The sequence below is a fragment of the Streptomyces coeruleorubidus genome (genome assembly GCF_028885415.1).
Taxonomy (GTDB): Bacteria; Actinomycetota; Actinomycetes; order Streptomycetales; family Streptomycetaceae; genus Streptomyces; species Streptomyces coeruleorubidus_A.
In genome coordinates this window covers 8,098,625-8,124,195 of record NZ_CP118527.1, presented here as the reverse complement: position 1 = coordinate 8,124,195, position 25,571 = coordinate 8,098,625, and the positions used below count along the sequence as shown (strand labels likewise).

The window sequence follows — 25,571 nt, the reverse complement described above, 5'->3', positions numbered from 1 at the left end:
TCATGCGTATCGCATTTCTGGTGGCACCCGAGGGCGTCGAGGAGGTCGAGCTGACCGATCCGTGGCAGGCCGCGAAGGACGCCGGTCACGAGCCCGTGCTGGTGTCGACGAAGCAGGGGGAGATCCAGGCGTTCAACCACCTCGACAAGGCGGACACCTTCCCCGTGGACGAGGTCGTGGGCGAGGCCGCGCCGGGCTCGTTCGGCGCTCTGGTGCTGCCGGGCGGCGTGGCCAACCCGGACTTCCTGCGGATGGACGACAAGGCCGTCGCGTTCGTCCGGGACTTCTTCGAGCAGGGCCGCCCCGTGGCGGCGATCTGCCACGCGCCGTGGACGCTGGTCGAGGCGGACGTCGTACGGGGCCGGTCGCTGACCTCCTGGCCGAGCCTGCAGACCGACATCCGCAACGCGGGCGGCACCTGGGTCGACGAGCAGGTGAAGGTCTGTGACCACGGTGCGGGCAAGCTGGTCACCAGCCGCAAGCCGGACGATCTGAAGGCGTTCTGCGAGACCTTCCTCGACGTCTTCGCCAAGGAGGCCGCCTGATGGCTTCTCCCGCCGACCGGAAACAGGAGCAGCGCGAGGCGCTCAGGGCGGACGATCCGGCCGGCGGGCCGCTCACCACCGACCAGGGCGTCGAGGTCGACCACACCGACGACTCCCTGGCGGCGGGCGAGCGCGGTCCGACGCTGATGGAGGACTTCCACTTCCGGGAGAAGCTCACCCGCTTCGACCACGAGCGGATCCCGGAGCGGGTGGTGCACGCGCGGGGCGCGGGCGCGTACGGCTATTTCGAACCGTACGAGTCCTGCGCGGAATTCACCCGCGCGGCGTTCCTCCAGGACCCGGCCGTGCGGACGCCCGTGTTCGTACGGTTCTCGACCGTGCAGGGCCCGAAGGGCTCGGCGGACACCGTGCGGGACGTGCGCGGCTTCGCGACCAAGTTCTACACGTCGGAGGGGAACTACGACCTGGTCGGGAACAACTTCCCGGTCTTCTTCATCCAGGACGGCATCAAGTTCCCCGACTTCGTGCACGCGGTGAAACCCGAGCCGCACAACGACATCCCGACGGGCGCGTCCGCGCACGACACCCTGTGGGACTTCGTGTCGCTCCAGCCCGAGACGCTGCACGCGATCATGTGGCTGATGTCGGACCGGGCGATCCCGCGCAGCTACCGCATGATGCAGGGCTTCGGCGTGCACACCTTCCGGTTCGTCAACGCGGACGGCAAGGGCACGTTCGTGAAGTTCCACTGGAAGCCGCGGCTCGGCGTGCACTCACTGGTGTGGGACGAGGCGCAGGAGTGCCAGGGCCGCGATCCGGACTTCAACCGGCGTGACCTGTGGGACGCGATCGAGGCGGGCGAGTACCCCGAGTGGGAGCTGGGCGTGCAACTCGTGCCGGAGGAGGACGAGTTCGCGTTCGACTTCGATCTGCTCGATCCGACGAAGATCATCCCGGAGGAGCAGGTGCCGGTGCGGCCGATCGGCCGGATGGTGCTGGACCGCAACCCGGAGAACTTCTTCGCGGAGACCGAGCAGGTCGCCTTCCACACGGCCAACGTCGTCCCCGGCATCGACTTCACCAACGACCCGCTGCTCCAGGCGCGGAACTTCTCCTACCTGGACACCCAGCTGATACGGCTCGGCGGGCCGAACTTCTCGCAGCTGCCGGTGAACCGGCCGGTCGCGCCGGTGCGCAACAACCAGCGCGACGGCTACCACCAGAGCGCGATCCACTCCGGCACGAACTACTTCCCGAACTCGCTCGGCGGGGGCTGCCCGGCCCACGCGGGGGCCGGGGGGAGCGCCTACACGCATTACGCCGAACGGGTGGACGGCCACAAGATCCGGCGCCGCAGCCCCAGCTTCCAGGACCACTACAGCCAGCCGGCGATGTTCTGGAACAGCATGGCGGACTGGGAGAAGCAGCACATCGTCGAGGCGTTCCGGTTCGAGCTCGGCAAGGTGGGCGCGATGACCGTGCGGGCGCGTACGGTCGAGCACCTGGCCAAGGTCGACGGGGAGCTGGCGGTGCAGGTGGCGGGGGGTGTCGGCGTGCCGGCGCCGTCCGGTGCGGAGGCTCCGAACAAGCAGGCCTCCCCCGCGCTCAGTCTCGAGTCGCTGCGCGGGGACGGTTCGATCCGGACCCGGCAGATCGCGGTGCTCGTCAGCGACGGGGTGGACGCCGAGCAGATCACCTCCGTGCGGGAGCGGCTGGCCGCCGAGGGGGCGATCGTCGAGGCGCTGGCCGCGACGGACGGGACGATCACCGGTTCCGACGGTGAGACGTACGCGGTCGACCGTGCGCTGCCGACCGTGGCGTCCGTGCTGTACGACGCCGTGCTGCTGCCCGGCGGGCCCGTCGGCACCCCGCCGACGGCGGCCGACCCGGACGTGGTGCGGTTCGTGCGGGACGCCTACCGGCACGGCAAGCCGGTGGGCGCGCTCGGCTCGGGCGTGGGCGTCCTGTCGGCACTGGAGCCCGAGGGGCTCAGGGTGTCCACGGAGTTCCAGCGCGTGGTCGCGGACCAGGGCGTGGTGACGGACACGTCGCCGGGTCCGGCGGGCGAGGAGTTCCTGAACGCGTTCGTGGCGGCGATCGCGGCGCATCGGCATTGGGGGCGGAGGCCGGTGCGGGGCTGAGGCGGGGGCGGGCTGCGGTTGTGCCGGTGCGGCCTGGGCCCGCCGGGCCACGGTTGTGCCCGTGCGGCCGGGAGCCGGGCCACGGTTGTGCCCGTGCGGTCCGGCTCGCGTTGTTCTGGGGGGCCCCGTTCGCCTTGTCCGGTGCTGTCTGGTTCGCGTGGTGCCGGTTGCGTCCGGCTCGCGTCGTGCCGGGCCTGACCGGCCCGCGTCGTGCCGATGCCGCCCGCTCGCCTCGCGCCGATGCCGTCCGGTTCGGTTTGTTCCGGTGCTGTCCTGTGAGGGGCTCAGGTGCCGGGGGTCGTGGGAGTCGTCGACTCCCCGCTCCCCCGCTCCCGGGCCCCTTCGCGTGTGCGGCCCGCGGCCACCGGGCGGCGCGGGTTGCGGCGCAGGAACTCGCCCTCGAGCTGCGCCATGCGTTCGTTGTGGGCCCGCAGCGCGTCGTTCGAGCCGTAGAGCAGCGTGTCGTGGCGCGTGCGGTGGATGGTCTCCAGCTCCTTCATGAGCTGCTGGTCGTCCAGCCGGTCAGGGTCCACTCCGGTCATGGTGTTGCCCCGCTCGTCGTGTTCGTTCATGCGGTCCGGGTACCCGCCCGGGGAGCAACTGAGCACTACCCCCGAGCGGCATCCGGGAGGGAGCCATGGATCTCGCCTTTCTGCACCCACTGTACGAACACCCCGGGCCTTGGGCCTCGGTGTACGTCGACACCTCCCGGCATACGGAGGACACCCCCCACGAGCGGCAGCTCACGGCCCAGGCGATGGCCAGGCAGCTGGCCGCCCAGGGCGCGGACGAGGCGACCTGCCGGGCCGTACAGAGCGCGATCGAGGACCTGCGGCACTCCTCCGAACCGCACGGCCGGGCCCTGTTCGCCCGCGTCGGCGAGGTGGTCCTCGACCCGCCGCTGGCCCGTCCCCCGCAGGGTGGCGACTGGGCCGAATGGGCCCCGCTGCCGCGTGTCACGCCGCTGCTTGAGCTGGCCGGCGAGGACCCGGTGTGCGTGGTGGCGTACGTCGACCGCAAGGGCGCGGACTTCGAGCTGCGCAGCGCACTGGGCAACGAGGGCGCCGGAAGCGTCACCGGGCGCCAGTGGCCGGTGCACCGGACGAGCTCCGTGGACTGGTCCGAGCGGCATTTCCAGCTGCGGGTGGAGAACACCTGGGAGCACAACGCCGCGGAGATCGCCGACGCGCTGGCCGTGTGCCAGGAGGAGACCCGCGCCGACCTGCTGATTCTCGTCGGTGACGACCGTGAGCGACGGTCTGTGCACGAGCGGCTGCCCAAGCGGCTGCACGACCTCGTCGTCGAGGCGCCGCACGGCAGCGGCAGCCGGCTCCTCGACGAGGACGTGGAGCGGGCCCGCGCCGAGCATGTGGCGCGGCAGGCCCAGGCGGAGCTGGAGCGGTTCCGGGCGGCCCGGAACCCGGACGACGAGGGCCGGGCCGGGGCCGTGGAGGGCGTGCCCGCGCTGGTCGATGCGGCGCGCGAGCACCGCATCGACGAGCTGCTGATCAGGCCGGACGGGCCGGACGCGCACCGCGAGGTGTGGATCGGCGAGGACCCGGACCAGCTGGCCGTGCGGCGTACGGACCTGAAGATCCTCGGCGAGCAGCACTCCTGGCCGGCCCGGGCGGACGACGCGCTGATCCGGTCGGCCGTGGCGACGGACGCGGCGGCACTGGCCGTTGCGGAGCGAGAGGTTCCGGCCGGCGGGCTCGGGGCGTTGCTCCGCTGGAAGTGATCAGCGCGCCTCTGGGCCCGGCTGCTATCTCGCCCGTTCCACCCGGCGTTCGTCCCAGACCGGTTCCGGGGTCTCCCGGACCCGGCCGTCACTGCCGAAGACCAGGTAGCGGTCGAAGGAGCGGGCGAACCAGCGGTCGTGCGTGACCGCGAGTACCGTGCCCTCGAAGGCCTCCAGGCCCTCCTGGAGCGCCTCCGCGGACTCCAGGTCCAGGTTGTCGGTCGGCTCGTCGAGCAGGAGCGCCGTCACGCCCTGGAGCTCCAGGAGGAGGATCTGGAAGCGGGCCTGCTGGCCCCCGGACAGGCGCCCGAACGTCTGCTCGGCCTGGTTCGTCAGCTCGTAGCGGCGCAGCCGTGACGTGGCCGCGCCGCGGTCCTGTGCGTACTCCTTCCACAGGATGTCGAGCAGCGTGCGGCCCTCCAGCTCCGGATGCGCGTGCGTCTGCGCGAAGTGGCCGGGTACGACCCGGGCTCCCAGCTTCCAGTTGCCGGTGTGCGCCACGTCGTCGCCGGCGAGGAGGCGCAGGAAGTGGGACTTGCCGGAGCCGTTGGAGCCGAGGACGGCGACGCGTTCCCCGTAGAAGACCTCCAGGTCGAAGGGCTTCATCAGGCCGGTCAGCTCCAAGCCCTCGCAGGTGACGGCCCGGACGCCGGTGCGGCCGCCCTTGAGCCGCATCCTGATGTCCTGCTCGCGGGGCGGCTCCGGTGGCGGGCCGGCCTCCTCGAACTTGCGGAGTCTGGTCTGGGCGGCACGATAGCGGGAGGCCAACTCGTCGCTGATCGAGGCCGCCTGACGCAGGGTCAGCACGAGCTTCTTCAGCTGGGCGTGCTTCTCGTCCCAGCGCCTGCGCAACTCCTCGAAACGGGCGAAGCGTTCGCGGCGGGCTTCGTGGAACGTACCGAAGCCGCCGCCGTGCACCCAGGCGTCGGCGCCGGTCGGGCTCGGTTCCAGGGAGATGATGCGCTGGGCCGCGCGGGCGAGGAGTTCGCGGTCGTGGGAGACGAAGAGGACGGTCTTGCGGGTCTCGTTGAGCCGTTCCTCCAGCCAGCGTTTACCGGGGACGTCGAGGTAGTTGTCGGGCTCGTCGAGGAGGAGCACCTCGTCCGTGCCGCGGAGCAGGGCCTCCAGGACGAGCCGCTTCTGCTCACCACCGGAGAGCGTGCGGACCTGTCGCCACTGCGCCTTCTCGTACGGGATGCCCAGGGCGGCCGTGGTGCACATGTCCCACAGCGTCTCGGCCTCGTAGCCGCGGGCCTCGGCCCAGTCGGCGAGGGCCTGGGCGTACTTCAGCTGGGCGGCCTCGTCGTCGACGGTCATGATGGCGTGCTCGGCGGTGTCCACGGCGTGGGCCGCCTCGCGGATGCGGGGCGTGGCGACGGACACGAGCAGGTCCCGTACGGTCGTCTCGTCGCGTACGGACCCGACGAACTGCCGCATCACGCCGAGTCCGCCGCCGACGGTGACGGTTCCGCCGTGCGGCTTGATCTCACCGGCGAGCATGCGGAGCAGGGTCGTCTTCCCGGCCCCGTTGGGCCCCACGAGGGCGACGACGGCGCCCTCCCCGACCCGGAACGACACATCACCGAGCAGCGCCCTTCCGTCGGGTAGGTAGTACTCCAGATGCGCGGCTTCGAGGTGACCCATGGGCGCGATTCTGTGCGGCGACGGCGCGCTGGGCAAACGCATTTCCGGTGGGGGCGCGCCTTCGCCTGCGCGGTGGTGGGTCGGGGCCGCGCCGGCGGGTGCGGGTGCGCTTAGCTGCGGGCAGTCGTGCCGCTGGGGCGGCACGGGTGGGCGCAGCGGCACCCCGCTCCGCGGGGCTGCGGACCCACCCGGCCTCAGCGGCAACGCCGAGTACCGGGAGGCGCAGGGACCGTGTCAGACCGGGTCCAGGGGCCGGTGCTGCCCCATGGGGAGTTCCGCCTCGATCGTGTCGCCGGGACGCACCACGCCCCCCTCCCGCACCACGCTCATGATCCCGGCCTTGCGCACGACGTTCCCCGCCTCGTCACGCCCGACGACCCGCTTCAGCAACCCGTCCTGGAAGTTGTCGATCTGCAGACAGGGATTGCGCAGGCCGGTCACCTCCAGCACCGCGTTGTCGCCGACGCGCAGCAGCGTGCCGACCGGCAGAGCGAGCAGATCGATGCCCTGCGTGGTGATGTTCTCGCCGAGTTCGCCGGGCGCCACCTTGAACCCTTCCTCATCGACCTCGGCGAAGAGCTCCTCGTGCATGAGGTGTACCTGGCGCAGGTTCGGGCGAGTGGGATCCTGCGCGACGCGCGAACGGTGCTTGACCGTCACACCGGCGTGCACGTCCCCCTCCACCCCGAGACCGGCGAGCAGCCTGATGCTGTCCCGGTTCGGCTTCGTGAACGAGTACTCCCCGTTGCTGCTGACCGCCGTCACTCGCCCGTTCATACGTCGGATCCCCCTCTTCGGACATGATGATCACCCCGAGCCTGCCCGTGGACGGCCGGTGTGTCCACCCCCCTCCGGGTACCCGCATCCCATGACGCCCGCCGCCTTGGACCCCGTCCTGCACCGCCTGAGCCGCAGCGCGAACCACGGCGCCCTGTGGTTCGCGACCGCCGCCGCTCTCGCGGCGACCCGCACCCCCCGCGCCCGCCGCGCGGCGACCCGCGGACTGGCGTCACTCGGCCTCGCCTCCCTCACCGTCAGCGCCCTTGGCAAGCGCACGGCCCGCCGCCCCCGTCCGGCACCGGCCCCCCCGCTCCCGCTCCCGCTGATCAGGCAGCCGACGCGGCGGTCGATCACCACTGCGTTCCCCTCCGGGCACGCCGCGTCCGCCGCCGCCTTCGCGACCGGTGTCGCCCTGGAGTCCCCCGGCTGGGGCACGGTCGTCGCCCCGGTGGCCGCCTCCGTCGCCCTCTCCCGCGTCCGCAGCGGCGCGCGCTTCCCGAGCGACGTCCTGACGGGCGTCGCCCTCGGCGTGGGTGCCGCGTTCGCAGTGCGGGGCCTGGTGCCGACGCGCGGCCAGGTCGCCCCGCCGGCCCGTCCCCGCGCCGAGGTTCCGGCGCTGCCGGACGGCGAGGGACTCGTGCTGGTGGCGAACACCGCCGCGGGGAGCGCCGAGCGCGCCCGTGCCCTGCGGGACGACCTTCCCCGGGCCGAGATCGTCGAGTGCGAGCCGTCGGACGTGCCCGCCGAGTTGGAGAAGGCGGCCGCCCGCGCCCGGGTCCTCGGCGTGTGCGGTGGGGACGGCACCGTGAACGCCGCCGCCGGCGTCGCGCTCCGCTTCCGCCTGCCCCTCGCGGTGCTGCCGGGCGGGACCCTCAACCACTTCGCCTATGACCTGGGCATCGAGGACGTACGCGATCTCGCCCGCGCGCTGCGTGCGGGCGAGGCCGTGCGCGTGGACGTGGGCCGGTACTCCTGCGGCGCGAAGCACGGCGTCTTCCTCAACACGTGCAGTGTCGGCGTCTACCCGGAGCTCGTGCGCGAGCGGGAGCGCTGGTCGCACCGGATCGGCGGCTGGCCCGCTGGCGTGCTCGCGGCCCTGCGCGTGCTGCGGGCCGACCGGCACCCGCTGGAGGCCGAGTTCCAGGGCCGTACGCGTCCCCTGTGGCTGCTGTTCGCCGGGAACGGCACCTATCACCGCATGGGGCTGGCCTCCGGACGCCGGAGGGACCTGGCGGACGGGCAGCTCGACGTGCGGGTCGTGCACGGCGGGCGCCGGCCGGCGGTACGGCTGCTGGCCGCCGCCCTCGCGGGGCCGCTGACCCGCTCCCCCGCCCACGCCGCCGTGCAGGTGGGACGGCTGCGCCTGGACCATGTGGCGCCCGGCACGCTCCTCGCCTACGACGGCGAGGTCACCGAGGTGGAGGGCCGCGTCACCCTGGAGAAGCTGCCCGAGGCGCTGACCGTCTACCGGCCGATCCCTCCCGACTGACACACCGTCAGTCCATATAGCGGGAATTCGGTCTCACTATGCGGCCGGACTGCGTACGGTGATCCCATGCCGACCCGAATGGGGGGATCCGCCATGCCGGAACCACGGGAGACCGCCGTCTACACGCACGGGCACCACGAGTCGGTGCTGCGTTCGCACACCTGGCGGACCGCCGCCAACTCGGCCGCGTATCTGGTGCCCTCGCTCCGCCCCCACATGAAGATCCTGGACGTCGGGTGCGGGCCGGGCACCATCACCGCCGACCTGGCGGCGCTCGTGCCCGACGGGCATGTCACGGGTGTCGACCGGGCGCCGGAGATCCTGGAACAGGCGCGTTCCACGGCCGCCGGGCGGGGGCTGGCCAATGTCGACTTCGCGGTCGCCGACGTGCACGCCCTGGACTACGCGGACGACACGTTCTGTGTGGTCCACGCCCACCAGGTGCTTCAGCACGTGGGGGATCCGGTGCGGGCGCTACGCGAGATGAGGCGGGTGGTGAAGCCCGGGGGTCTCGTCGCCGTGCGGGACGCGGACTACGCGGCCATGACCTGGTTTCCGGCGTCCGAGGGGCTCGACGACTGGCTGGACCTGTACCGCCGGGTCGCCCGGGCCAACGGCGGTGAGCCGGATGCCGGGCGCCGGCTGAAGGCATGGGCGCTGCGAGCCGGGTTCACGGACGTCACGGCGACCTCCGGCACCTGGACCTTCGCCACGTGTCAGGAACGGGCCTGGTGGAGCGGGCTGTGGGCCGACCGGACGCTGGCGTCGGCATACGCGGACCGGGCCCGTCTGGGCGGGCACGCGAGCGTGGCGCGGTTGCGGGCCGTGGCCGACGCCTGGCGGGAGTGGGGGGAGCGGGAGGACGGCTGGTTCAGCGTGCTGCACGGAGAAATTCTCTGCCGGAAGGACGCCTGAAACACCGATTCGGGGACACTCGAAAAGCAGGAGGTTCGAATTATGGTTCCCATCCTGCTGGTGCTGCTTCTGGCCTTGGTTCTGTTCGGCGCCGGATTCGCAGTAGAGGTGCTCTGGTATATCGCGTTGGCGGTTCTCGTCCTGTGGCTGCTGGGATTCTTCGTCCGTGGTACGTCGGCGACCGGAGGCAGGGGCCGGTGGTACAGGTGGTGAATTAGCCCCCGTCCCGGGGAAGCAGCGGTCCGAGCGGCCCGAGGTCCAGATTGAGGTCCTCGGGCCGCAGTCCGTAGCGGTCGCGCAGTTCCGTCATCCGCTCCTCGAGCAGCATCAGCGTGAGCCCGATCCGCTCCTCCTGCTCCTCGGTCAGATCCCCCACGTCGAACCGGCGCAGCGCCTGGCGCTCCATGAGCTGGCGCAGCAGCTCCACCACGGTGAGCACGAGTTTGACCAGGTCACGCTCGACGGTGTCGGGTTCCAGGTCCAGCCGGTTGCGGCGCGGCCGCGGATTGCGCGCGGGCTGGTCGGACGACGTCACAGCAACTCCTCGAACGGGGAAGGCACCTGTGCGTTCACCGAGCTGATGAGCGCGTTGAGGTCGATACGGACGAGGTCGACATCGGCGATGCGCAGCGTGATGTCCCCCGTGATCACGACACCGCCGGCGAGCAGCCGGTCGAGCAGGTCCACGAGGGCGACCTCACGGCGTTCCACTACGGTCACGGCTTCTCCCCGTCGGTCATGTGGCCTCCCCGGCGAACGAATAGGCCGCCCAGGGGCCGGTGAGTTCGACGCGCATTCCGGGCACCTCGCCCTTCGTGCGGTCCACCATTTCCACGAATTCCTCGGAATGCGCGCGCGGTACGAGATAGGCGGCGTTCAGTACGTTCCGCCCGGTCGCTTTGGAAAGCGCGGGGTTCTGCGGGGGATGCAGCCGGGAATCCTCCGCGAATGCGGAGAGCTTCTCGTGCAGTCGGTTCGAGAAGCTCTCCGCCTTCTGCCGCATCTCCTCGTGCGACCTGGTCTGCATACGCCGCTGCCGCAGGTAGTCCCGGCCCGACGCGGCTTTCTGCGCGGGCCGGGCGCTCTCCTGTGGTTCGGACTCGGCGTACACCTTCACGCCCCACTCGACCCGGCCCTCCAGCCGGTCGAGGGTGTGCCGGAAGTCCTCTTCGCGGGCCTCGATCATCGTCCGTACCCCGCTGTCGTCCCGGAAGACGGTGCCGAGCCGCAGCGGCAGCGGGGTCGTGACGGTGGTGAGCGCGTCGATCACGCCCTGGTGGGCGCGGGCGGTCTCGGTGAGCCAGTCGAGGTCCTCCAGATGGGCGCGGAGCGGTTCCTCCGCGAAGTCCCGCTCCGGTACGTGGCTGACCACGGCGACGAGGCCGTGGTGGTTCAGCGCTCTGGGCGGATCGCCCGCCACCCCCGTCAGCTGGGACTGGAGCGGCGTGCCGAAGGGGCGGCAGACGGCGTAGACGTACCGCAGTCCGGTCACGGTGCCTCCTTCTTCTGCGCACGGCCGGGCTCCAGTTCCTCCAGCCGGGCCAGCCTCTCGCGCAACTCGGCGTTCTCACGGGTCAGTTCATCACGACGGGCCCGCGAGCTCAGTGCCGGGTCGCTCTCCCACCAGTCGATGCCCATCTCCTTCGCCTTGTCCACCGAGGCGACGATCAAACGCAGCTTGATGGTGAGGAGTTCGATGTCGAGCAGGTTGATGCGGATGTCACCCGCGATGACGATGCCCTTGTCGAGTACCCGTTCCAGGATGTCGGCGAGGTTGGCGCCGCTCCCCTGGCCGTAGCCGTAGGGTTCGGGCATCCTCCTGCTGGGCGTCGTCATCGCCGGCTCCCGCCTTCGGCGTACTCGTCCTCGGGCTCGTCGGCCTCGTCCTCCTCGTCCTCCTCGTACTCCCCTTCAGCCTCCTCCTCGGGCTCCTCCTCGCCTTCGGCCTCCTCTTCGTCGTACTCGGACTCGGCTTCGTCCTCGTACTCGCCCTCGGGTTCCTCCTCGCCTTCCTCTTCCGGCTCCTCCTCGGCGTACTCGTCCTCGGGCTCCTCGCCCTCGGGGCGCTCTTCCTCGGACTCCTCCTCGGCGAGCGCGTCCTCGTGGCTGCGGACGACCTTGCCGTCGCGGATCTCGCCGCGCCAGCCGTCGTCCGCCTCGCCCTTGATCGTGATGAAGCGGACGAAGTTCTTCAGGTCGAGCCGGGCGCGACGGCCCTGGGCGCGCCAGAGATTGCCGGTCTTCTCGAAGAGGCCCGACGGCTGGTACTCGATGACCAGCAGGACGCGCGTGAGGTCGTCGGCGAGCCGGTGGAAGGAGACGACGCCCTTGGTCGTGCCCTTGGCGCCCTCCGACGTCCACGCGATGCGGTTGTCCGGCACCTGCTCGGTCGTCTTCGCCTTCCAGCTGCGCTTGGACCAGAAGACCTTCAGCTGCCAGTCGGAGTGGGTGTCGTCCTCGCGGTCGGCGCTCTTGACGCCCTTCGCGAAGGTGCTGAACTCCTGGTACTGCGTCCACTGGTCGTACGCGGTGCGCACGGGCACGCCGACGTCGATGTGCTCGATGATGACGGTCGGCTTGCGGCCCGAATTCTTGCCCTTGCCCTTGCCACCGCCCAGGTTCTTCAGGGCGCCGGCCACTTTGTCCTTCGAACGCGAGGCGCCGGTCTCCAGGGCGGCCCGCACGGGCCCCTTGCCCTCGGCGAGCTTGCGCCCGCTGTCGAGGGCGAGCTGGGCGAAGCCGGGGCTCTTGCCCTCTGCGATGTCGTTGAGTCTGACGGTGGTCTCGCCGAGCTTGCGGCCCACACCGGTCAGCATGCGGGTGGCCTGGGCGGCGAGATACTCCTGCAGCTCGGCCTTCAGCCGGTCGGCGGCCTCGCTGTGGGCCACGTCGGTGAGCGGGTTCTTCGCCGCTCCCTTTGCGGCGGAGGTCGCTGATCCGAGGGTGTCGGTCATCCCTCACCGCCTCCCTTCGGCAGCCGGGTCCGGGAGCTGCCGCCCCTGTTCCCGGCGGAAGTCGCCTTCTTCGCGGCCGTGGTCTTCTTCGCCGCCCCCTTCCGGCCCGCCGTCTTCTTGGCGGGGGCCTTCCTGGCGGGGGCCTTCTTCGCCGTCTTCTTCGCGGGTGTCTTCTTGGCCGGGGCCTTCTTCGCCGCCTCCTTCGGGGCCGGCTCCGGCTCCTCGTCCTCCTCCGGCCCGGAGTCCTCGGGCTCCTCCTCGGTGTCCTCGTCCTCGGGCTCCTCGCCCTCGGTGTCCTCGGCGTCGGCGCCGCCTGCCCCGGGCACCACGCCCGCCAGCTGGTCGCGCACCTGGGCCGTACGGCCGTGCAACCGGTCGGCGAAGGCGTCGAGCTGCCGCTCGACCATGGCACCGGAGGCCGCCTTGCCGACACCGCGCAGGTCCTGCCGCAGCTGGTCCCCGATCTCCTTGAACTGCGGGTTGTTCCGCAGCTGCTGCTGGACCAGGTCCGCGACCATGCGCGGGCTCAGGTTCATCCGCTTCCCGGCCGCCAGGCCGCCGACGGCCACCGCCATCTTCAGTTTCTTGGTCCGTCCCAGGAGGTATCCGGCCCCCACGGCAAGACCCAGTCCCACTCGGTTCATTGTGTCGTCCCGTTGCCCGTTCCCGCGCTCCCGCGCGAAGCGATCTCCAACCGGTCGAGGAGTTCGTCCTCGAGGCGGTCGAACTCCTCCTCGGTGATCTCACCGGCCTCCAACTGCTCCTCCAGACGGGACAGTTCGGCCCGGACCGTGGCGGGGTCGTAGTAGATCCGCTCGGCCTCCTGGAGCACCTGTCTGACGGCCCAGGCGCTGCCGCGCACCGGTGCGAACGGCAGCAGCAGCACCTCCGAGATCAGGCCCACGTCCTCACCCCGCTCCGGTGTCCGTGCCGCTCGCCACGGTGCCCGCCGGCTCGGTCGGGCCGGGCTCGACGAAGCTGTAGGGCGGCAGCGGGCCGTTGACCCGCACCTCCAGGTGCGGCAGGCCCTTGCGGGCCTCTTCCACCGCCGCCAGGAAGTTCTCGGCCGACTCCCGTTCCACCAGGAACGACACGTTGGCCAGCCATCCGGTGGATTCGGGGCCCACGCTCACGGCCTCGGCGGACGGTTCCAGGACGCGCTGGAGTGCGGCGGCGTCCTCGGCCTCCCGGGCCTTGACCGCGGCCGCGACCATCTCGCCGAGCCGGATCTTGTCGTCGTAACTGCCGCCGCCGGCCTGCCGGTTGGCCTCCGCGAGAGAGCGGACGTCCGGGTTCTCGGCCATCACCTGATGCAGCACGGCCTCTTCGACATGGTTGGCCTTGACGTTGTACTCGACCCGGCCGTCCAGGGCCCGCAGGCGCTCCTTGTAGTGCTCGGCGCGCTCGGCGAGGACCCCGGTGATCGAGTTGTCGTCCGGGGCGACACTGCCGAACCGCATGGGCAGCACACAGCCGGCCGCGCCCGCCTCGCTGAGCACGTTCTGGTGGGCGAGCAGGTCCTTGCGCTTGGGCCGCAGCCCTTCGGGCGCCTCGCTGACGACGGCCGCCAGATCGCCCTCGCGCAGGATGCGCACCGGGCGTGGCGGGTCGCCGACGCCGCCCATGCCCTCGGGGAGCCCGGGGTGCGAGCTCGCCGCGATGCCGTAGACGTAGGTGCTCACTCCTGTTCCTCCTTCCGGCGGGCGGACGTGCTCTTGCGGGCTCGCGGACGGGACTCGGTCTCCTGCTCGGAGCCTTCGGAGCGTGCCTGCTTGAAGGCGTCGGAGATGGTTTCGGCGGCGCCGGACAGCGCCCCCTTGGACTTGCCGCGCGCGCCGGACTCGGTGATCTCCCCGACCAGGTCGGGCAGGCCCGGGGCCTTGCGCGGGCCGGCCTCCAGGTCGAGCCGGTTGCACGCCTCGGCGAAGCGCAGATAGGTGTCGACGCTGGCGACGACGACGCGGACGTCGATCTTGAGGATCTCGATGCCGACCAGGGAGACTCGCACGAATGCGTCTATGACGAGCCCCCTGTCCAGAACGAGTTCAAGCACGTCGTAGAGACCGCTGCTGCCGCCTCCGCCGCCGGTCTGCTGTGCCGGTACGACTGTCATGCCGGATGTCCCTCCTTGCTTGTCTGTGGCTTGTCTGTGGGTGCGGGTCCGGTCGGGCGTCCTAGTGACCGCCGCTCCTTCGAGGCTCGGACCGCCCTCGCTCGTAGCGGCGGACGCGGCGGTAACCCGTGAGCTGCCCCTGGTCGTCGAGTTCCACCTGATAGCTCGCCAGCAGGCTCATCGTGTCGGGCACGCGCTCGAGTTCGAGGACCTCGACCTCCAGAGCCCAGCCGTGCTCGGTCTGCTCGAAGGACGACACGGACTCGGCGGTCATGCCGGTGAGTTCCTCGAGCTGGCCGCGCGCCTGGCGCAGCACCTCCATGGGGTTCGGCCGGTCGTCGGCCGTGTTGTCAGTCTGTTTGCGTGAATTCCGAGAATCCTGAGACTTCTGTGAACTCTGTGACTCTTGCGTGTTGTCTGTGTTCGACATGGCCACCTCCCCCTCCGTGTGGCCGCAAGCGTGTTCGCCAAACCTCTACGGGCGCATGCATCTGCCACCCGTCGGCAGAGACACGGGTGCGGCTCAGCCGCGCAGGGTGTTCAGCCGCCGCCGGGCCGGTCCCAGCGCCCGGCCGCGGCGCAGCAGGCCCGACCAGGGGTTGGTGCGGGCCTGCTCAACGGCGTCGGCGATGGTCCAGCGGCGGGCGTGCAGCTCGGGGTCGTCCAGTTGCTCCCAGGTGATGGGGGTGGCCACCGGCGCGCCCGGCCGGGGCCGGACCGTGAAGGGCGCGACGGCGGTCTGCGCGTAGGCGTTGCGCTGCACGTCGAGGTAGAGCCGCTCCCCGCGGTCCTTCTTGCGGGCGGCGGTGGTGAGCCGGTCGGGGTGGGCGCCGGCGAGGGTGTCGGCGACGTCCCGGGCGAAGGAGCGCACCTCGTCGAAGTCGTGCCGGCCGTTCAACGGCACGATCAGGTGCAGCCCCCGCGATCCCGTCGTCATCAGCGCCGAGGGCAGCTGAAGCTCGTCCAGCAGCTCCCCCAGCAGCCGGGCGGCCTCCCGTACGGCGTCGAAGTCGTCCCCCGCCGGGTCGAGGTCGAAGACCAGCCGGTCGGGGTGGTCGACGCTGTCGGCGCGGGAAAGCCAGCGGTGCAGGGTGATGCTGGCCTGGTCGGCCAGGTAGAGGAGCGTCGCGGTGTTGTCGCAGACGACGTGGCGGACGGTGCCGCCCTCCTTGGCCACCTCCACGCGGGTGATCCACTCCGGGTAGTTCTCCGGGGTGTTCTTCTGCATGAACCGCGGGCCGTCGAGCCCGTCCGGGTGCCGCTCCAGCATCAGCGGACGGCCGCGCAGGTGCGGCAGCATGAAGGGCGCGACGGCCCGGTGGTAGTCCACCAGGTCGCCCTTGGTGTACTCCTTGGCGTCGCCGCCGGGGAAGAGCACCTTGTCCGGCCGGTGCACCTCCACCGTGCGGCGGCCCGCCCGCACCCTGCGCGTGCCGTCGCCGCCGCTCACGGCACGACCGCCTCCTCCACCAGCAGCCGCCCGGCCGCAGCGATCGACTCGGCGTCGATGCCCGCGGCGTGCAGCTGCTCCTTGGGGGACGCCGAGCCCGGCATGCTGCGCACGGCGAGCCGTACCAGGCGCGGTACGGGGCGTCCGTCGGCGAAGGCCTCCAGGACCGCGTCGCCGATGCCGCCCTCCGGGTGGTGGTCCTCCACGGTCACCAGGCAGCCGGTCTCCTCGGCGGCCCGGCGCAGGGCGGCCCGGTCGACGGGCTTCACCGAGTACAGGTCGATCACCCGCGCCTGGATGCCCTCTCCCTCCAGGGCGTCGGCGGCGGCCAGCGCCTCGTGCACGGTGACGCCTGCCGCGACGAGGGTCAGCCGGTCGCGGTCGGAGGAGCGCAGCACCTTGCTGCCGCCGACCGGGAACTCCTCGTCCGGGCCGTAGATCACCGGGCTCTCGCCGCGCGAGGTGCGCAGGTAGCGGACGCCCTCCAGGCCGGCCATCGCGCCGACGAGCCGCGCGGTCTGGTTGGCGTCACAGGGGTACAGCACGGTCGAACCGTGCACCGCCCGCATCATGGCCAGGTCCTCCAGACCCATCTGGCTGGGCCCGTCCTGGCCGATGGCGACGCCCGCGTGCGAGCCGACGAGGTTGATGCCGGAGCCGCTGATGGACGCCATCCGGATGAAGTCGTAGGCCCGGGTCAGGAAGGCCGCGAAGGTGGCGGCGTACGGCACCCAGCCGCGGGCCGCGAGCCCGACCGCCGAGGCGACCAGCTGCTGCTCGGCGATGTAGCACTCGAAGTAGCGGTCGGGGTGCTCCTTGGCGAAGAACTCGGCGCGGGTGGAGTCGCCGACCTCGCCGTCGAGGGCGACGATGTCGCCGCGGCCGGTGCCGAGCGCGGCCAGCGCCTGACCGAAGGCGTTGCGGGTGGCGACCTCCTCGCCCTTGTCCCACGTCGGCAGTTCGAAGTTCCCGGTGTGGACGGAGTGCAGCATGCGGGCGGCGGGCGGCTCATGCACCCGGACGCGGATGTCGCGCGGGCCGCCGAGTGCGGCGATCGCCTCGTCGGCCTCGGGCAGCGGCTTGCCGTGCAGGCCCTCGCGGTCCTGGACGGCCTCGACGCCCTTGCCCTTGAGGGTGCGGGCCAGGATCGCGGTGGGCTGGCCCTTGGTGGACGCGGCCTCGCCGTAGGCGCGGTCGACGGCGTCCACATCGTGCCCGTCGACCTCTACGGTGTGCCAGTCGAAGGCCTGGAAGCGGCGGGCGTAGGCGTCCAGGTCGTGGCCGTGCCGGGTCGGGCCGCGCTGGCCGAGCCGGTTGACGTCGACGATCACGGTGAGGTTGTCCAGGTGCTCGTACCCGGCGTGCTCGGCGGCCTCCCACACGGATCCCTCGGCCAGTTCGCTGTCGCCGCACAGCACCCACACGCGGTAGCCGGTGCGGTCGAGCCGCTTGCCGGCCAGTGCGATGCCGACACCGACCGGCAGGCCCTGCCCGAGCGAGCCGGTGGCCGTCTCGACCCACGGCAGGCGCTGGGGTGTGGGGTGACCTTCGAGACGGCTGCCCAGCTTGCGGAAGGTGAGCAGTTCCTCGTCGTCGATGGCGCCGGCCGCCTTGTACGCGGAGTACAGCAGCGGCGAGGCGTGTCCCTTGGAGAGGACGAAGCGGTCGTTGCCGGGGTGGGCGGGGCGGTCGAAGTCGTAGCGGAAGTGGTGGGCGAGCAGGACGGCCATCAGATCGGCGGCTGACATGGATGACGTCGGGTGCCCGGAGCCCGCGGCGGCGGCAGCGCGGACACTGTCCACGCGCAGCTGCTGTCCGAGGTCGGTGAGTTCACCGGTGTTCATGAGTCTCCTTTCGCGGAGTCGTCCGGGACGTCGGATCGCTTGACGGGGCCGGGGGCGGTGTCGGGGCCGGGGGGTGGCTGGTCGGGCGGGGGTTGTGGGGTGGGCTGGGGCTGGTTCTTGGCTGGTTCGCCGCCGGGCTGGTTCCTGGCGGGCTCGCCGCCGGGCTGTCCCTTCGCGGGCTCGCCTCCGGGCTGATTCGTGGCCGGCTCACCGCCGGGCTGCCCCTTGCCGGGCGCGCTGCCGGGCTGGTTCCTGGCGGGCTCGCCGCCCGGCTGCCCCTTCGCGGGCTCACCACCGGGCTGATTCCTGACCGGCTCACCACCTGGCTGGCTCCTGGTGGGCCCACCCGGCGCTCCCTTCGCGGGTTCACCCCCGGGTTGGTTACTGGCCGGCTCACCCGGCGGTCCCTTCGCGGGCTCGTCACCGACGGGTCCCTTGGCAGGCTTGTCAGTGGGCCGGCTCCTGGTCGGCTCGCCGCCCGGTCGGCCCTTGGTCAGCTCCTCCTCCGACCGGCGCTGCGCGGACCCGGATCCCGGCCGGTCATGCGCCGCCCCAGATCCGGGCTGCCCCTTGGCGGACCCACCACCGACCGGCCCCTTGGCAGGCTCATCGGAAGGCCAGTTCCTGGCCGGCTCGCCACCGGGACGGCCCTTGGCCAGCTCCTCCTCCGACCGGCGCTGCGCGGACCCGGACCCGGACCCGGGCTGGTCCTGCGTCGCCCCGGATCCGGGCTGCCCCTTCGCGGGTTCGTCTCCGGCCCGGCCCTGCCCGGGCCCGGCGCCGGTCCCCCCGCCGTGTGTGTCGGCCTCGATCGCCGCCCCCGGCCCCGACCGGGCGCTGGCGTCCTGCCGCCGCTCCGGCCCGCCCGGCACCCGGGCCAGCTCCGGCGAGGACGTGTCCAGCGGCACGGACCAGGACCGGACGAGCCCCAACTGCACGGCCTGGCGCGGCAGTACCGCGTCCAGCAGCCAGTCGGCGGCGACCCGGACGCGGTTGCCGGGCATCGCGGCGAGGTGGTATCCCCGCGTCACCGCACCCGCCGGCACCCCGGACAGGGGCACGCCGAGCGGGTTGGCGGCGGCCTTGGCACCGCCCAGGTCGACGACGAAGCCCAGGTCACGATGGCGATAGGGCTTGCGCGCCCCGCCGAGGCCGAGCGAGGCGGCGACGTTCTCCGCCGCGACCTTGCCGTGCCGCCAGGCGTGCTGCGCGGTCATCGGCGTGTAGCTCCCCGGCTTCTCCAGATCCGGCACCGCCGCCACGTCACCGCAGGCGAACAGCTCGGGCCGGCCCGGCACCCGCAGGTGCGGGTCGACGAGCAGCCGCCCCTTCTCCATCGGCAGCCCGAGGGACTCGACCAGCGGGTCGGGCCGTACGCCCACGCACCACACCAGCGTCCGGGTCTCGACGAACTCGCCGTCGGTCAGCACGACCCCGTCGGGCGTGGCCTCCTTCACGGAGGTGCCCATCCGCACGTCCACGCCCCGCTGCCGCAGCACCCGGTCGGCGGTGGTGGACAGCTTCTCGTCCATCTCGGGCAGCACCCGCGGCGCCACGTCCAGCAGCATCCAGCGCGGCCGCATGCCCTGCCGCAGCGGGTGCTTGCGGACCTGCGCGTCGGTGAACATCTGCCCGTGCGCGGCGACCTCGGTGCCGGTGTAGCCGGCCCCGACCACGACGAAGGTGCACCGCGCGGCGCAGCTCTTGGGATCGTCGGCGGCGGCCGCCAGCTCCACCTGCCGGGTCACGTGGTCGCGCAGGTACAGGGCCTCCGGCAGCCCCCGGAAGCCGTGCGCGTACTCGGCGACGCCGGGGATCGGCAGCAGCTTGTTGACGCTGCCGGCGGCGAGCACCAGCCGGTCGTAGGCGAGCGTGCCGCCGTCGCCCTCGGGGCCGGTGTAGTGCAGGGTCTGTCCGTCGAGGTCGATCCGGTCGGCCTCGCCCAGCACGAGCCGTACGTCAGGCAGCGTGTCGGAGAGGGACACCGTGACCCGGCGCGGCTCCAGGACCCCGGCGGCGACCTGGGGCAGCAGGGGCAGATACAGGAAGTAGTCGGTCGGGTTCAGCAGGGTGATGTGCGCCCGGCCCCGGGTGATCCGGGACAGGGTGCGGGCCGTGCGGTACCCGGCGAAGCCGGCACCGACGATCACGATGCGGGGTCGACTCACGGTTCGCCTCCGGCGCTGTCGCGTAGCTCGGGAGCCTTCCGCGTCCCCCTGGCCAGGGCACCCAAACGTCCGCCGGGGCGCTCTCGCCCGAACGCCGCCGGTTTCCGGACCGGCGCCCGGGTACCCGGTGCGGGATACGGACCGCCCACGTCGTGGAGGCACTCCCCCATGCCCGAGTACGGCTATTTCCTCTCGTGCGAGCAGTACGGACCCGCCGAGCTGATCGAGCAGGCGCGGATGGCCGAGCAGGCCGGATTCCAGGCGCTGTGGATCTCGGACCACTACCACCCGTGGAACGACGAGCAGGGCCAGAGCCCGTTCGTGTGGTCGGTGATCGGCGCGCTGTCCGAGGCGGTGTCCCTGCCGGTCGAGACTGCGGTGACCTGCCCGACCGTGCGGATGCACCCGGCGGTCGTGGCGCAGGCCGCGGCGACCAGCGCGGTGATGACGGACAACCGCTTCCGGCTCGGCGTCGGCTCCGGCGAGGCGCTCAACGAGCACATCCTGGGTGACCACTGGCCGCCGGCCCACGTCCGTCTGGACATGCTGGAGGAGGCCATCCAGGTGATGCGCCGGCTGTTCACCGGCGAGGAGGTCAACCACCACGGCCCGCACTACACGGTGGAGAACGCCCGCCTGTACACGGTCCCGGACGAGCCGATCCCGATCGACATCTCCGGCTTCGGCCCGGCGGCCACGCAGCTCGCGTCCCGCGTAGGCGACGGCTACATCACCATCGAGCCGGACGAGACGATGGTGGAGCAGTACCGCAAGGGCGGAGGCGGCGGAAAACTCGTCAGCGGCGGCACCAAGGTCTGCTACGACACCGACCAGGACGAGGCCGTGAAGACCGTCCACCGCCTCTGGGCGAACGAGCAGTTGCCCGGCGAACTGGGCCAGGTGCTGCCCTCCCCGAAGCACTTCGAGCAGGCACAGCAGCTGGTCACCGAGGACATGGTGCGTGAGAACCGGGTGTGCGGCGACGACGTGGACGAGCACGTGGCCGAGCTGAAGCAGTTCGCCGACGCGGGCTTCGACCGGGTCTACGTCAACCAGATCGGCCCGGACCTGCGCGGCTTCTTCGACTTCTACCGCACGAAGGTGCTGCCGCAGCTCCAGCAGGCCGTCTGACGGAGGGCCGGGCGACCCGATGGAACTCCACCGCCCCGTCGCGTCCGTGTACACGGTGCCGACGGACGCTCCCGAGGCGGACGGCACGCTGGCCTGGGGCTCCACGACCGTGGTGGTCTGCGAGGTGACGGCGGGCGACGCGACCGGCACTGGCTGGACGTACGGCCCGGCGTCGGTCGCTGACGTCCTCACCGCCCGGGCATCGCCTCCTGCGCGATCTCGGCACTGGACATCGCCTGTGGCCTCAAGGCCCGGCTGCTGGAACTGCCCCTGGCCCGGCTGCTGGGGGTCCGGCACGAGCGGGTGCCGGTGTACGGCAGCGGGGGCTTCACGACGTACCACGACACTCATCTGGCCGCGCAGCTGAACGGCTGGGTGCACGGGCAGCACATCCCGCGCGTGAAGATCAAGATCGGTGAGGGGTGGGGCCGCGAGGTGACCCGCGACCTGCACCGCGTCCGCGCGGCACGCCAGATCATCGGCCCGCAGGCGGAGTTGTACGTCGACGCAGGCGGCGCCTACACCCGCAAGCAGGCGGTGCGCGTCGGCCACGCCCTAACCGAGCACGGCGTGGGCTGGTTCGAGGAGCCGGTGTCCTCGAACGACCTGACGGGCCTCAGGCTGGTCCGGGACGCGGTGGTGTGCGACGTGACGGCCGGGGAGTACGGCTTCGACCTGCCCTGTTTCGCCCGGATGACCACGGCCGGGGCGGTCGACTGTCTCCAGATCGACGCGACACTCCCCCACTGCCCTGTAGGCGTGGGGGGACCCCCACCGGCGGCCTGACGGAGTTCCTGCGCGCGACGGCGCCGGCCCACGCCCACGGCCTGGAGGTCTCCGCCCACCGCGCCCCGCGCGCCCACGCGGCGGCGGCCGCCACGCTCCCCAACCTCCGGCACATCGAGTGGTTCCACGACCACGTCCGCATCGAGGACATGTTCTTCGACGGTGCCCTGGACCCCACGGGCGGCACGGTCCGCCCGACCCAGGGCGCGGGCCACGGGCTCACCCTGCGGACGCAGGAGGTGGCGGAGTTCCGGGTCGCCCAGAGCCGTCGGCAGGTCTCTGCGCGCAACGCTGGCCGCGCTGGACAACGCCGAGGCGGTACCCGTGGACGAAACCGCCCATCGCATCACGGCACTTGAGGCGTCGCCGGTCGGTGCCTACGCCACCGAGGCTGTGCGGCGCGAGTTGAGCGAACGTGACGTGGTGGACGTGGTGCGCGCCGAGGCAGCCGAACGGCTGGCGGCGGCGGCGCGGTTGACCGGACCCGCGCACGCCGGCCGAGCCGCCCGGCTCCGGGCGGAGGCGGCGGTCCTGCTCGGGTTCCTCGACGGCGCCCCGGAACACGACTGAGCCGGCGCCCCGGAACCCGACGGAGCCCTGACGCCTATCGGCGGGCCTGCCCGGCCAGTTTGCGTGCGGCCAGGACCCCCGCAGCCCCCACGGTCAGGGCCGCGCCCATCCGCCGCCGGTTCCGTGAGACCCACTGCTGCGGGCTGTCGTGCACGGCCTCGTCGTCGAACCGCCCGTGCGCGCCGAAGTCGTGGCCCTGCGGCCCGTCCGCCGGGGCCCACAGGTTGTCCGTCCCGTCGTGCCGGTCCCCCTCCTGCTGCGACGAGAAGCCCGTGCGCGCCAGATAGCGCTCCAGCAGCCCGGGGACGACGGCGTTGGCGACGAGGGTGGCGGCCGTGGAGGCGCCCACCCAGTACTCCCGGCGCCGCGCGTGCGACGCCGCGTACACGATCGCCCGGGCCGCGATCTCCGGCTGGTACACGGGCGCGACCGGCCGGGCCCGGCCGCGCATGCGGTTCAGCACCCAGTCGAACTGCGGGGTGTTGAGGCCCGGCAGTTGCACCATCGTCGTACGCACCCCGCTGCGCCAGTGCAGCAGCTCGCAGCGCAGGGACTCGTTGAACCCCTGGATCGCGTGCTTGGCCCCGCAGTACGCCGACTGGAGCGGGATGCCCCGGTAGGCGAGCGCGGAGCCGACCTGCACGATCGTGCCGCGGTCGCGCGGCAGCATGTGGCGCAGGGCCGCCCGGGTGCCGAACACATAGCCCAGGTAGGTCACTTCGGTCACGCGGCGGAACTCGTCCGGTCCGATCTCCGTGACGGGCGCGAAGACACCGGTGAAAGCGTTGTTGACCCAGACGTCGATGGGGCCGAAGGTGTCGACGACCTGCTGGGCGGCGTCGTCGACGGCCTTGGCGTCGGAGACGTCCACGCCGATGACGAGGGCCTCGCCCCCGGCGCGCCGCACCTCGTCGGCCGCGGCGGCGAGCCCCTCACTGCCCCGGGCCAGCAGGGCGACCCGGTCGCCCCCGGCGGCGAAGGCCCGGGCCGTGGCCCGCCCCACGCCGCCGCTGGCACCGGTCACCACGACGACGCGGCCGTGTGGTGTCTCTGTCGTGCTCACCTCGGTCACGCCCTGCGGCCAGGCACGTCGGGGTCGTCCGTCGGCCGCGGGGGCGCCAGGCCCGGGGCGGGCCCGCCGGCGGCTCCGGCGACCGGTCCGGCGGCGGGCGGGGCCGGCGGCACGGGCGGCACACCGCCGGGGACCCCGGTGCCCGGGCCGGTGCTCTCGTGTCCCGGCGTCATGCCGGCCGCGTGCACCGGGCCCGGCCGGGACGCGGAGGGCCGGGCCATGCCGCGCAGCACGTACGCCACGGCACCCAGGATCGCGGCGGTGATCAGCGCGGCGGCCCAGTCGGGCAGGCCGAGGGCGAGGGCCAGTCCCACGGCGAGCGCGAGGGCCGCGCCCGCGTACAGGGCGAGGGCGCCGGACGCTGCGTACAGCGCGGCCTTGCGGCGCTGCTTGCGCGTCTGCTCGCGCAGTTCGTCCCGGACGGTCTCGCGCGCCACCTGTGCCAGCTCGTCGACCAGATGCTTGTCCAGATGCTCCAGGTGATCCAGCGGCTTCATACCCGGCCGGGTACCCTCGCCCCCTGGCGCGTAACTAGGCTCGTCCCCATGGAGATTCTGGGTGCCACACTGCGCGTCTGCGTCGACGACCTCGAGACCGCGATCCCCTTCTACGAGCGGCTGGCGGGCGGCAGAGCCCAGCGCTTCGAACGAGGCGGTGTCCAGGTCGCGGCGATCGGCTGCTTCCTGCTGATGAGCGGCCCGCCGGCAGAACTGGAGGTGCTGCGCAAGGTGGCCGCGACGATCGCCGTGACGGACGTCGAGGAGACCCACAAGGTGCTGACCGAGGTGGGCGCCCACATCATCGCGGGCCCCATCGCCTCACCGGCGGGCCGCAACCTGATCGCCCTGCATCCGGACGGGTCGGTCTACGAGTACGTGGACCGCCAGGCGTGATCGCGGCCGGGGTCCGGCTCAGCGCCGCCCCGGCTCCCTGATCATCTCGGCGGTGATCGCCCAGCGCTCGTGGTCGCGCCAGGCCCCGTCGACGAAGAGCATCTTCGGCGAGAAGCCCTCCAGGCGGAATCCACAGCCGCGGGCCAGGGCGATCGACGCGGCGTTCGCGGGCTGGACGTTGATCTCCAGCCGGTGCAGCCGCATCGGGCCGAACGCGTACCGCACGACGAGGTCCAGCCCTTCGCGCATCAGGCCGCGCCCGGCGGCGTGCGCGAAGGCGCCGTAGCCCAGCGTCCCGGACTGGAAGCCGCCCTCGACGATGTTGTTGATGTTGATGAAACCGGCGATGGCCCCGTGGCCCTTCTCGCAGACCAGGAAGCCGGCCTTGGACGGGTCCTCGATCAGCCGGGCCGCGTACGCGGTGTACGCCGTGGCGGTGTCGGGCGGGAAGAGCCACGGCTGGTGCAGGTCCTTGCTCTCCCGGGCGCGGGCGGTGAACTCGGCACCGTCCTCGTAGGTGAAGTGGCGTATGCCCACCCGGGGGCCTTCGGCGAGGTAGCGGGATGCGTTGTGCGGCACCCCGCCACAGTAACCGCGCCGGCTCACGGAGCGTACAGCGGCATGATCACGCCGGCAGCTGCTGGGCCGCGTGGTGGTCGTGTGTCGGGATGATCGCGACTCGGTCCTTGACGGCGTGTAAGCGGTGAAGCGTCCGGAAGGTCTCGTCCCGGTCTTCGTCGGCGAGCTCGCCGGGGTAGCCGGCCTTTTGCCGGATGAGGTCGATCTGGTCGGTGTGCCAGGCGGCGTCGCCGGCGAGCAGCACCCAGCCCGTTGCCGTGTGCGCCAGGACTCCGACGCTGCCAGGGGTGTGTCCGGCGAGGTCGACGAGCACGACGGAGCCATCGCCGAAGAGGTCGTGGCTGGCGGCAAACGTGAGTATCGGCGGGCCGTCCAGTTCGTACTGGACAATGCCGCGGCCGCGCAGGGACTCGCGGACGCCACCCACGGGTGCGATAGGACCTGACATGACCCAATCGTGTTCGCGGCGGTGCAGATGCACCGGCAGTTCGGGAAGATCGAGCAGCCCGCACACGTGGTCCCAGTGCGTGTGCGTCGGCAGCGCGAAATCCAGGTCGGAACCCGGCCGCTCACGCAGCGCGGTAACGGTGGCGACGGTGTCGGCCGGGGGACGCACCGCGACCCGCAGGAATGCCGGCAGTTCGGCAATGGCGCGGCTGCCGACATCCAGGCAGACACTCGGATCCACGATGAATGTCGCTTCCGGGTGGGTGATCACGAACGACAGCAGCGAATTCGCGATTCGCCGTGGCTGCCGCCGCCCCTCCACGACCATCGCGGTGGGCACCGACCGTGGTA

General features: G+C 72.1%; 29 protein-coding genes and 1 pseudogene. 10 read left to right on the top strand and 20 right to left on the bottom strand.

Annotated elements, in window-relative coordinates; genetic code table 11:
• The first annotated feature begins 2 nt into the window (after nucleotides 1-2).
• On the top strand, nucleotides 3-545 hold the full coding sequence (locus PV963_RS37515; RefSeq protein WP_274820904.1) for a type 1 glutamine amidotransferase domain-containing protein: 543 nt from the start codon (nucleotides 3-5) through the stop codon (nucleotides 543-545).
• Nucleotides 545-2,647, top strand: coding sequence for a catalase (locus tag PV963_RS37510; protein WP_274820903.1), 2,103 nt, complete (start codon nucleotides 545-547; stop codon nucleotides 2,645-2,647). The genes PV963_RS37515 and PV963_RS37510 overlap by 1 nt, the downstream gene beginning before the upstream one ends.
• Before the next feature lie 284 nt (nucleotides 2,648-2,931).
• Here the strand turns inward: PV963_RS37510 and PV963_RS37505 are convergent, their stop codons facing one another.
• The gene (locus PV963_RS37505) at nucleotides 2,932-3,219 is read right to left on the bottom strand and encodes a DUF6158 family protein (protein WP_010038687.1); all 288 of its coding nucleotides are present in this window, start codon (nucleotides 3,217-3,219) and stop codon (nucleotides 2,932-2,934) included.
• A 65-nt stretch (nucleotides 3,220-3,284) separates the two neighbouring features.
• Between PV963_RS37505 and PV963_RS37500 the strand changes: the two genes are divergently transcribed.
• Nucleotides 3,285-4,385: a Vms1/Ankzf1 family peptidyl-tRNA hydrolase gene (locus PV963_RS37500; RefSeq protein WP_274820902.1), complete on the top strand. Its 1,101-nt coding sequence runs from the start codon at nucleotides 3,285-3,287 to the stop codon at nucleotides 4,383-4,385.
• Nucleotides 4,386-4,409: 24 nt separating this feature from the next.
• Here PV963_RS37500 and PV963_RS37495 read toward each other — a convergent pair whose 3' ends face one another.
• Complete coding sequence (locus PV963_RS37495) at nucleotides 4,410-6,029, bottom strand: ATP-binding cassette domain-containing protein (RefSeq protein ID WP_274820901.1); 1,620 nt, start codon at nucleotides 6,027-6,029, stop codon at nucleotides 4,410-4,412.
• A gap of 234 nt (nucleotides 6,030-6,263) precedes the next feature.
• Nucleotides 6,264-6,806: an MOSC domain-containing protein gene (locus PV963_RS37490; RefSeq protein WP_274820900.1), complete on the bottom strand. Its 543-nt coding sequence runs from the start codon at nucleotides 6,804-6,806 to the stop codon at nucleotides 6,264-6,266.
• A gap of 91 nt (nucleotides 6,807-6,897) precedes the next feature.
• On the opposite strand from PV963_RS37490, the gene PV963_RS37485 reads away from it, so the two are divergent.
• From PV963_RS37485 to PV963_RS37475, 3 genes are all read left to right on the top strand, one after another.
• Nucleotides 6,898-8,298, top strand: coding sequence for a diacylglycerol kinase family protein (locus PV963_RS37485; RefSeq protein ID WP_274820899.1), 1,401 nt, complete (start codon nucleotides 6,898-6,900; stop codon nucleotides 8,296-8,298).
• A gap of 93 nt (nucleotides 8,299-8,391) precedes the next feature.
• Nucleotides 8,392-9,213: a class I SAM-dependent methyltransferase gene (locus tag PV963_RS37480; protein ID WP_274822231.1), complete on the top strand. Its 822-nt coding sequence runs from the start codon at nucleotides 8,392-8,394 to the stop codon at nucleotides 9,211-9,213.
• 42 nt (nucleotides 9,214-9,255) lie between these two features.
• Nucleotides 9,256-9,426, top strand: a complete 171-nt coding sequence (locus PV963_RS37475) for a hydrophobic protein (RefSeq protein WP_274820898.1) — start codon at nucleotides 9,256-9,258, stop codon at nucleotides 9,424-9,426.
• Between the two features lies 1 nt (nucleotide 9,427).
• Here the strand turns inward: PV963_RS37475 and PV963_RS37470 are convergent, their stop codons facing one another.
• The 13 genes from PV963_RS37470 to PV963_RS37410 form a co-directional block, all read right to left on the bottom strand.
• Nucleotides 9,428-9,748: a gas vesicle protein K gene (locus PV963_RS37470; RefSeq protein ID WP_274820897.1), complete on the bottom strand. Its 321-nt coding sequence runs from the start codon at nucleotides 9,746-9,748 to the stop codon at nucleotides 9,428-9,430.
• A complete protein-coding gene (locus tag PV963_RS37465) occupies nucleotides 9,745-9,933 on the bottom strand; it encodes a gas vesicle protein (protein WP_003994122.1) in 189 nt (62 codons plus the stop codon). Before PV963_RS37465 ends, PV963_RS37470 begins: the two co-directional genes overlap by 4 nt.
• Nucleotides 9,934-9,949: 16 nt before the next feature.
• A complete protein-coding gene (locus PV963_RS37460; protein WP_274820896.1) occupies nucleotides 9,950-10,705 on the bottom strand; it encodes a GvpL/GvpF family gas vesicle protein in 756 nt (251 codons plus the stop codon).
• Nucleotides 10,702-11,049, bottom strand: a complete 348-nt coding sequence (locus tag PV963_RS37455; protein WP_274820895.1) for a gas vesicle protein — start codon at nucleotides 11,047-11,049, stop codon at nucleotides 10,702-10,704. Before PV963_RS37455 ends, PV963_RS37460 begins: the two co-directional genes overlap by 4 nt.
• On the bottom strand, nucleotides 11,046-12,167 hold the full coding sequence (locus tag PV963_RS37450; protein ID WP_274820894.1) for an SRPBCC family protein: 1,122 nt from the start codon (nucleotides 12,165-12,167) through the stop codon (nucleotides 11,046-11,048). Before PV963_RS37450 ends, PV963_RS37455 begins: the two co-directional genes overlap by 4 nt.
• Nucleotides 12,164-12,811 carry a DNA primase gene (locus PV963_RS37445; protein ID WP_274820893.1) on the bottom strand — a complete coding sequence of 216 codons (648 nt, stop codon included), beginning with the start codon at nucleotides 12,809-12,811 and terminating at the stop codon, nucleotides 12,164-12,166. Before PV963_RS37445 ends, PV963_RS37450 begins: the two co-directional genes overlap by 4 nt.
• A complete protein-coding gene (locus PV963_RS37440; protein ID WP_274820892.1) occupies nucleotides 12,808-13,071 on the bottom strand; it encodes a gas vesicle protein GvpG in 264 nt (87 codons plus the stop codon). Before PV963_RS37440 ends, PV963_RS37445 begins: the two co-directional genes overlap by 4 nt.
• 4 nt (nucleotides 13,072-13,075) lie before the next feature.
• Nucleotides 13,076-13,849: a GvpL/GvpF family gas vesicle protein gene (locus tag PV963_RS37435; protein ID WP_274820891.1), complete on the bottom strand. Its 774-nt coding sequence runs from the start codon at nucleotides 13,847-13,849 to the stop codon at nucleotides 13,076-13,078.
• Nucleotides 13,846-14,280, bottom strand: a complete 435-nt coding sequence (locus PV963_RS37430) for a gas vesicle structural protein GvpA (protein WP_274820890.1) — start codon at nucleotides 14,278-14,280, stop codon at nucleotides 13,846-13,848. The genes PV963_RS37435 and PV963_RS37430 overlap by 4 nt, the downstream gene beginning before the upstream one ends.
• Nucleotides 14,281-14,341: 61 nt before the next feature.
• Nucleotides 14,342-14,710 carry a gas vesicle protein gene (locus PV963_RS37425; RefSeq protein ID WP_274820889.1) on the bottom strand — a complete coding sequence of 123 codons (369 nt, stop codon included), beginning with the start codon at nucleotides 14,708-14,710 and terminating at the stop codon, nucleotides 14,342-14,344.
• A gap of 93 nt (nucleotides 14,711-14,803) precedes the next feature.
• Nucleotides 14,804-15,730, bottom strand: coding sequence for a non-homologous end-joining DNA ligase (gene ligD, locus PV963_RS37420; protein WP_274820888.1), 927 nt, complete (start codon nucleotides 15,728-15,730; stop codon nucleotides 14,804-14,806).
• Nucleotides 15,727-17,574: a transketolase gene (locus PV963_RS37415; RefSeq protein WP_274820887.1), complete on the bottom strand. Its 1,848-nt coding sequence runs from the start codon at nucleotides 17,572-17,574 to the stop codon at nucleotides 15,727-15,729. The genes ligD and PV963_RS37415 overlap by 4 nt, the downstream gene beginning before the upstream one ends.
• On the bottom strand, nucleotides 17,571-19,742 hold the full coding sequence (locus PV963_RS37410; RefSeq protein ID WP_274820886.1) for an FAD-dependent oxidoreductase: 2,172 nt from the start codon (nucleotides 19,740-19,742) through the stop codon (nucleotides 17,571-17,573). Before PV963_RS37410 ends, PV963_RS37415 begins: the two co-directional genes overlap by 4 nt.
• Before the next feature lie 168 nt (nucleotides 19,743-19,910).
• Here PV963_RS37410 and PV963_RS37405 point away from each other — a divergent pair, with 168 nt between their 5' ends.
• The 3 genes and pseudogenes from PV963_RS37405 to PV963_RS37395 all read left to right on the top strand — a co-directional run bounded on the left by PV963_RS37405 (nucleotide 19,911) and on the right by PV963_RS37395 (nucleotide 22,229).
• Nucleotides 19,911-20,873, top strand: a complete 963-nt coding sequence (locus tag PV963_RS37405) for an LLM class F420-dependent oxidoreductase (RefSeq protein ID WP_342456413.1) — start codon at nucleotides 19,911-19,913, stop codon at nucleotides 20,871-20,873.
• A 19-nt stretch (nucleotides 20,874-20,892) separates the two neighbouring features.
• Nucleotides 20,893-21,919, top strand: a pseudogene (locus PV963_RS37400) (enolase C-terminal domain-like protein); the annotation flags it as partial.
• Nucleotides 21,920-21,938: 19 nt separating this feature from the next.
• Entirely contained in the window at nucleotides 21,939-22,229 is a 291-nt protein-coding gene (locus PV963_RS37395) for a hypothetical protein (RefSeq protein WP_274822229.1), read from the top strand.
• Between the two features lie 34 nt (nucleotides 22,230-22,263).
• Here PV963_RS37395 and PV963_RS37390 read toward each other — a convergent pair whose 3' ends face one another.
• Both PV963_RS37390 and PV963_RS37385 read right to left on the bottom strand, forming a co-directional pair.
• Complete coding sequence (locus PV963_RS37390; RefSeq protein ID WP_274820884.1) at nucleotides 22,264-23,292, bottom strand: SDR family oxidoreductase; 1,029 nt, start codon at nucleotides 23,290-23,292, stop codon at nucleotides 22,264-22,266.
• A 5-nt stretch (nucleotides 23,293-23,297) separates the two neighbouring features.
• Nucleotides 23,298-23,798, bottom strand: coding sequence for a phage holin family protein (locus tag PV963_RS37385; protein WP_274820883.1), 501 nt, complete (start codon nucleotides 23,796-23,798; stop codon nucleotides 23,298-23,300).
• A gap of 48 nt (nucleotides 23,799-23,846) precedes the next feature.
• On the opposite strand from PV963_RS37385, the gene PV963_RS37380 reads away from it, so the two are divergent.
• Nucleotides 23,847-24,194, top strand: a complete 348-nt coding sequence (locus PV963_RS37380) for a VOC family protein (protein ID WP_059420053.1) — start codon at nucleotides 23,847-23,849, stop codon at nucleotides 24,192-24,194.
• An 18-nt stretch (nucleotides 24,195-24,212) separates the two neighbouring features.
• Here PV963_RS37380 and PV963_RS37375 read toward each other — a convergent pair whose 3' ends face one another.
• Together PV963_RS37375 and PV963_RS37370 are read right to left on the bottom strand one after the other, a co-directional pair.
• A complete protein-coding gene (locus tag PV963_RS37375; protein ID WP_274820882.1) occupies nucleotides 24,213-24,773 on the bottom strand; it encodes a GNAT family N-acetyltransferase in 561 nt (186 codons plus the stop codon).
• Between the two features lie 46 nt (nucleotides 24,774-24,819).
• On the bottom strand, nucleotides 24,820-25,560 hold the full coding sequence (locus tag PV963_RS37370; protein WP_274820881.1) for an MBL fold metallo-hydrolase: 741 nt from the start codon (nucleotides 25,558-25,560) through the stop codon (nucleotides 24,820-24,822).
• Nucleotides 25,561-25,571: the final 11 nt, after the last annotated feature.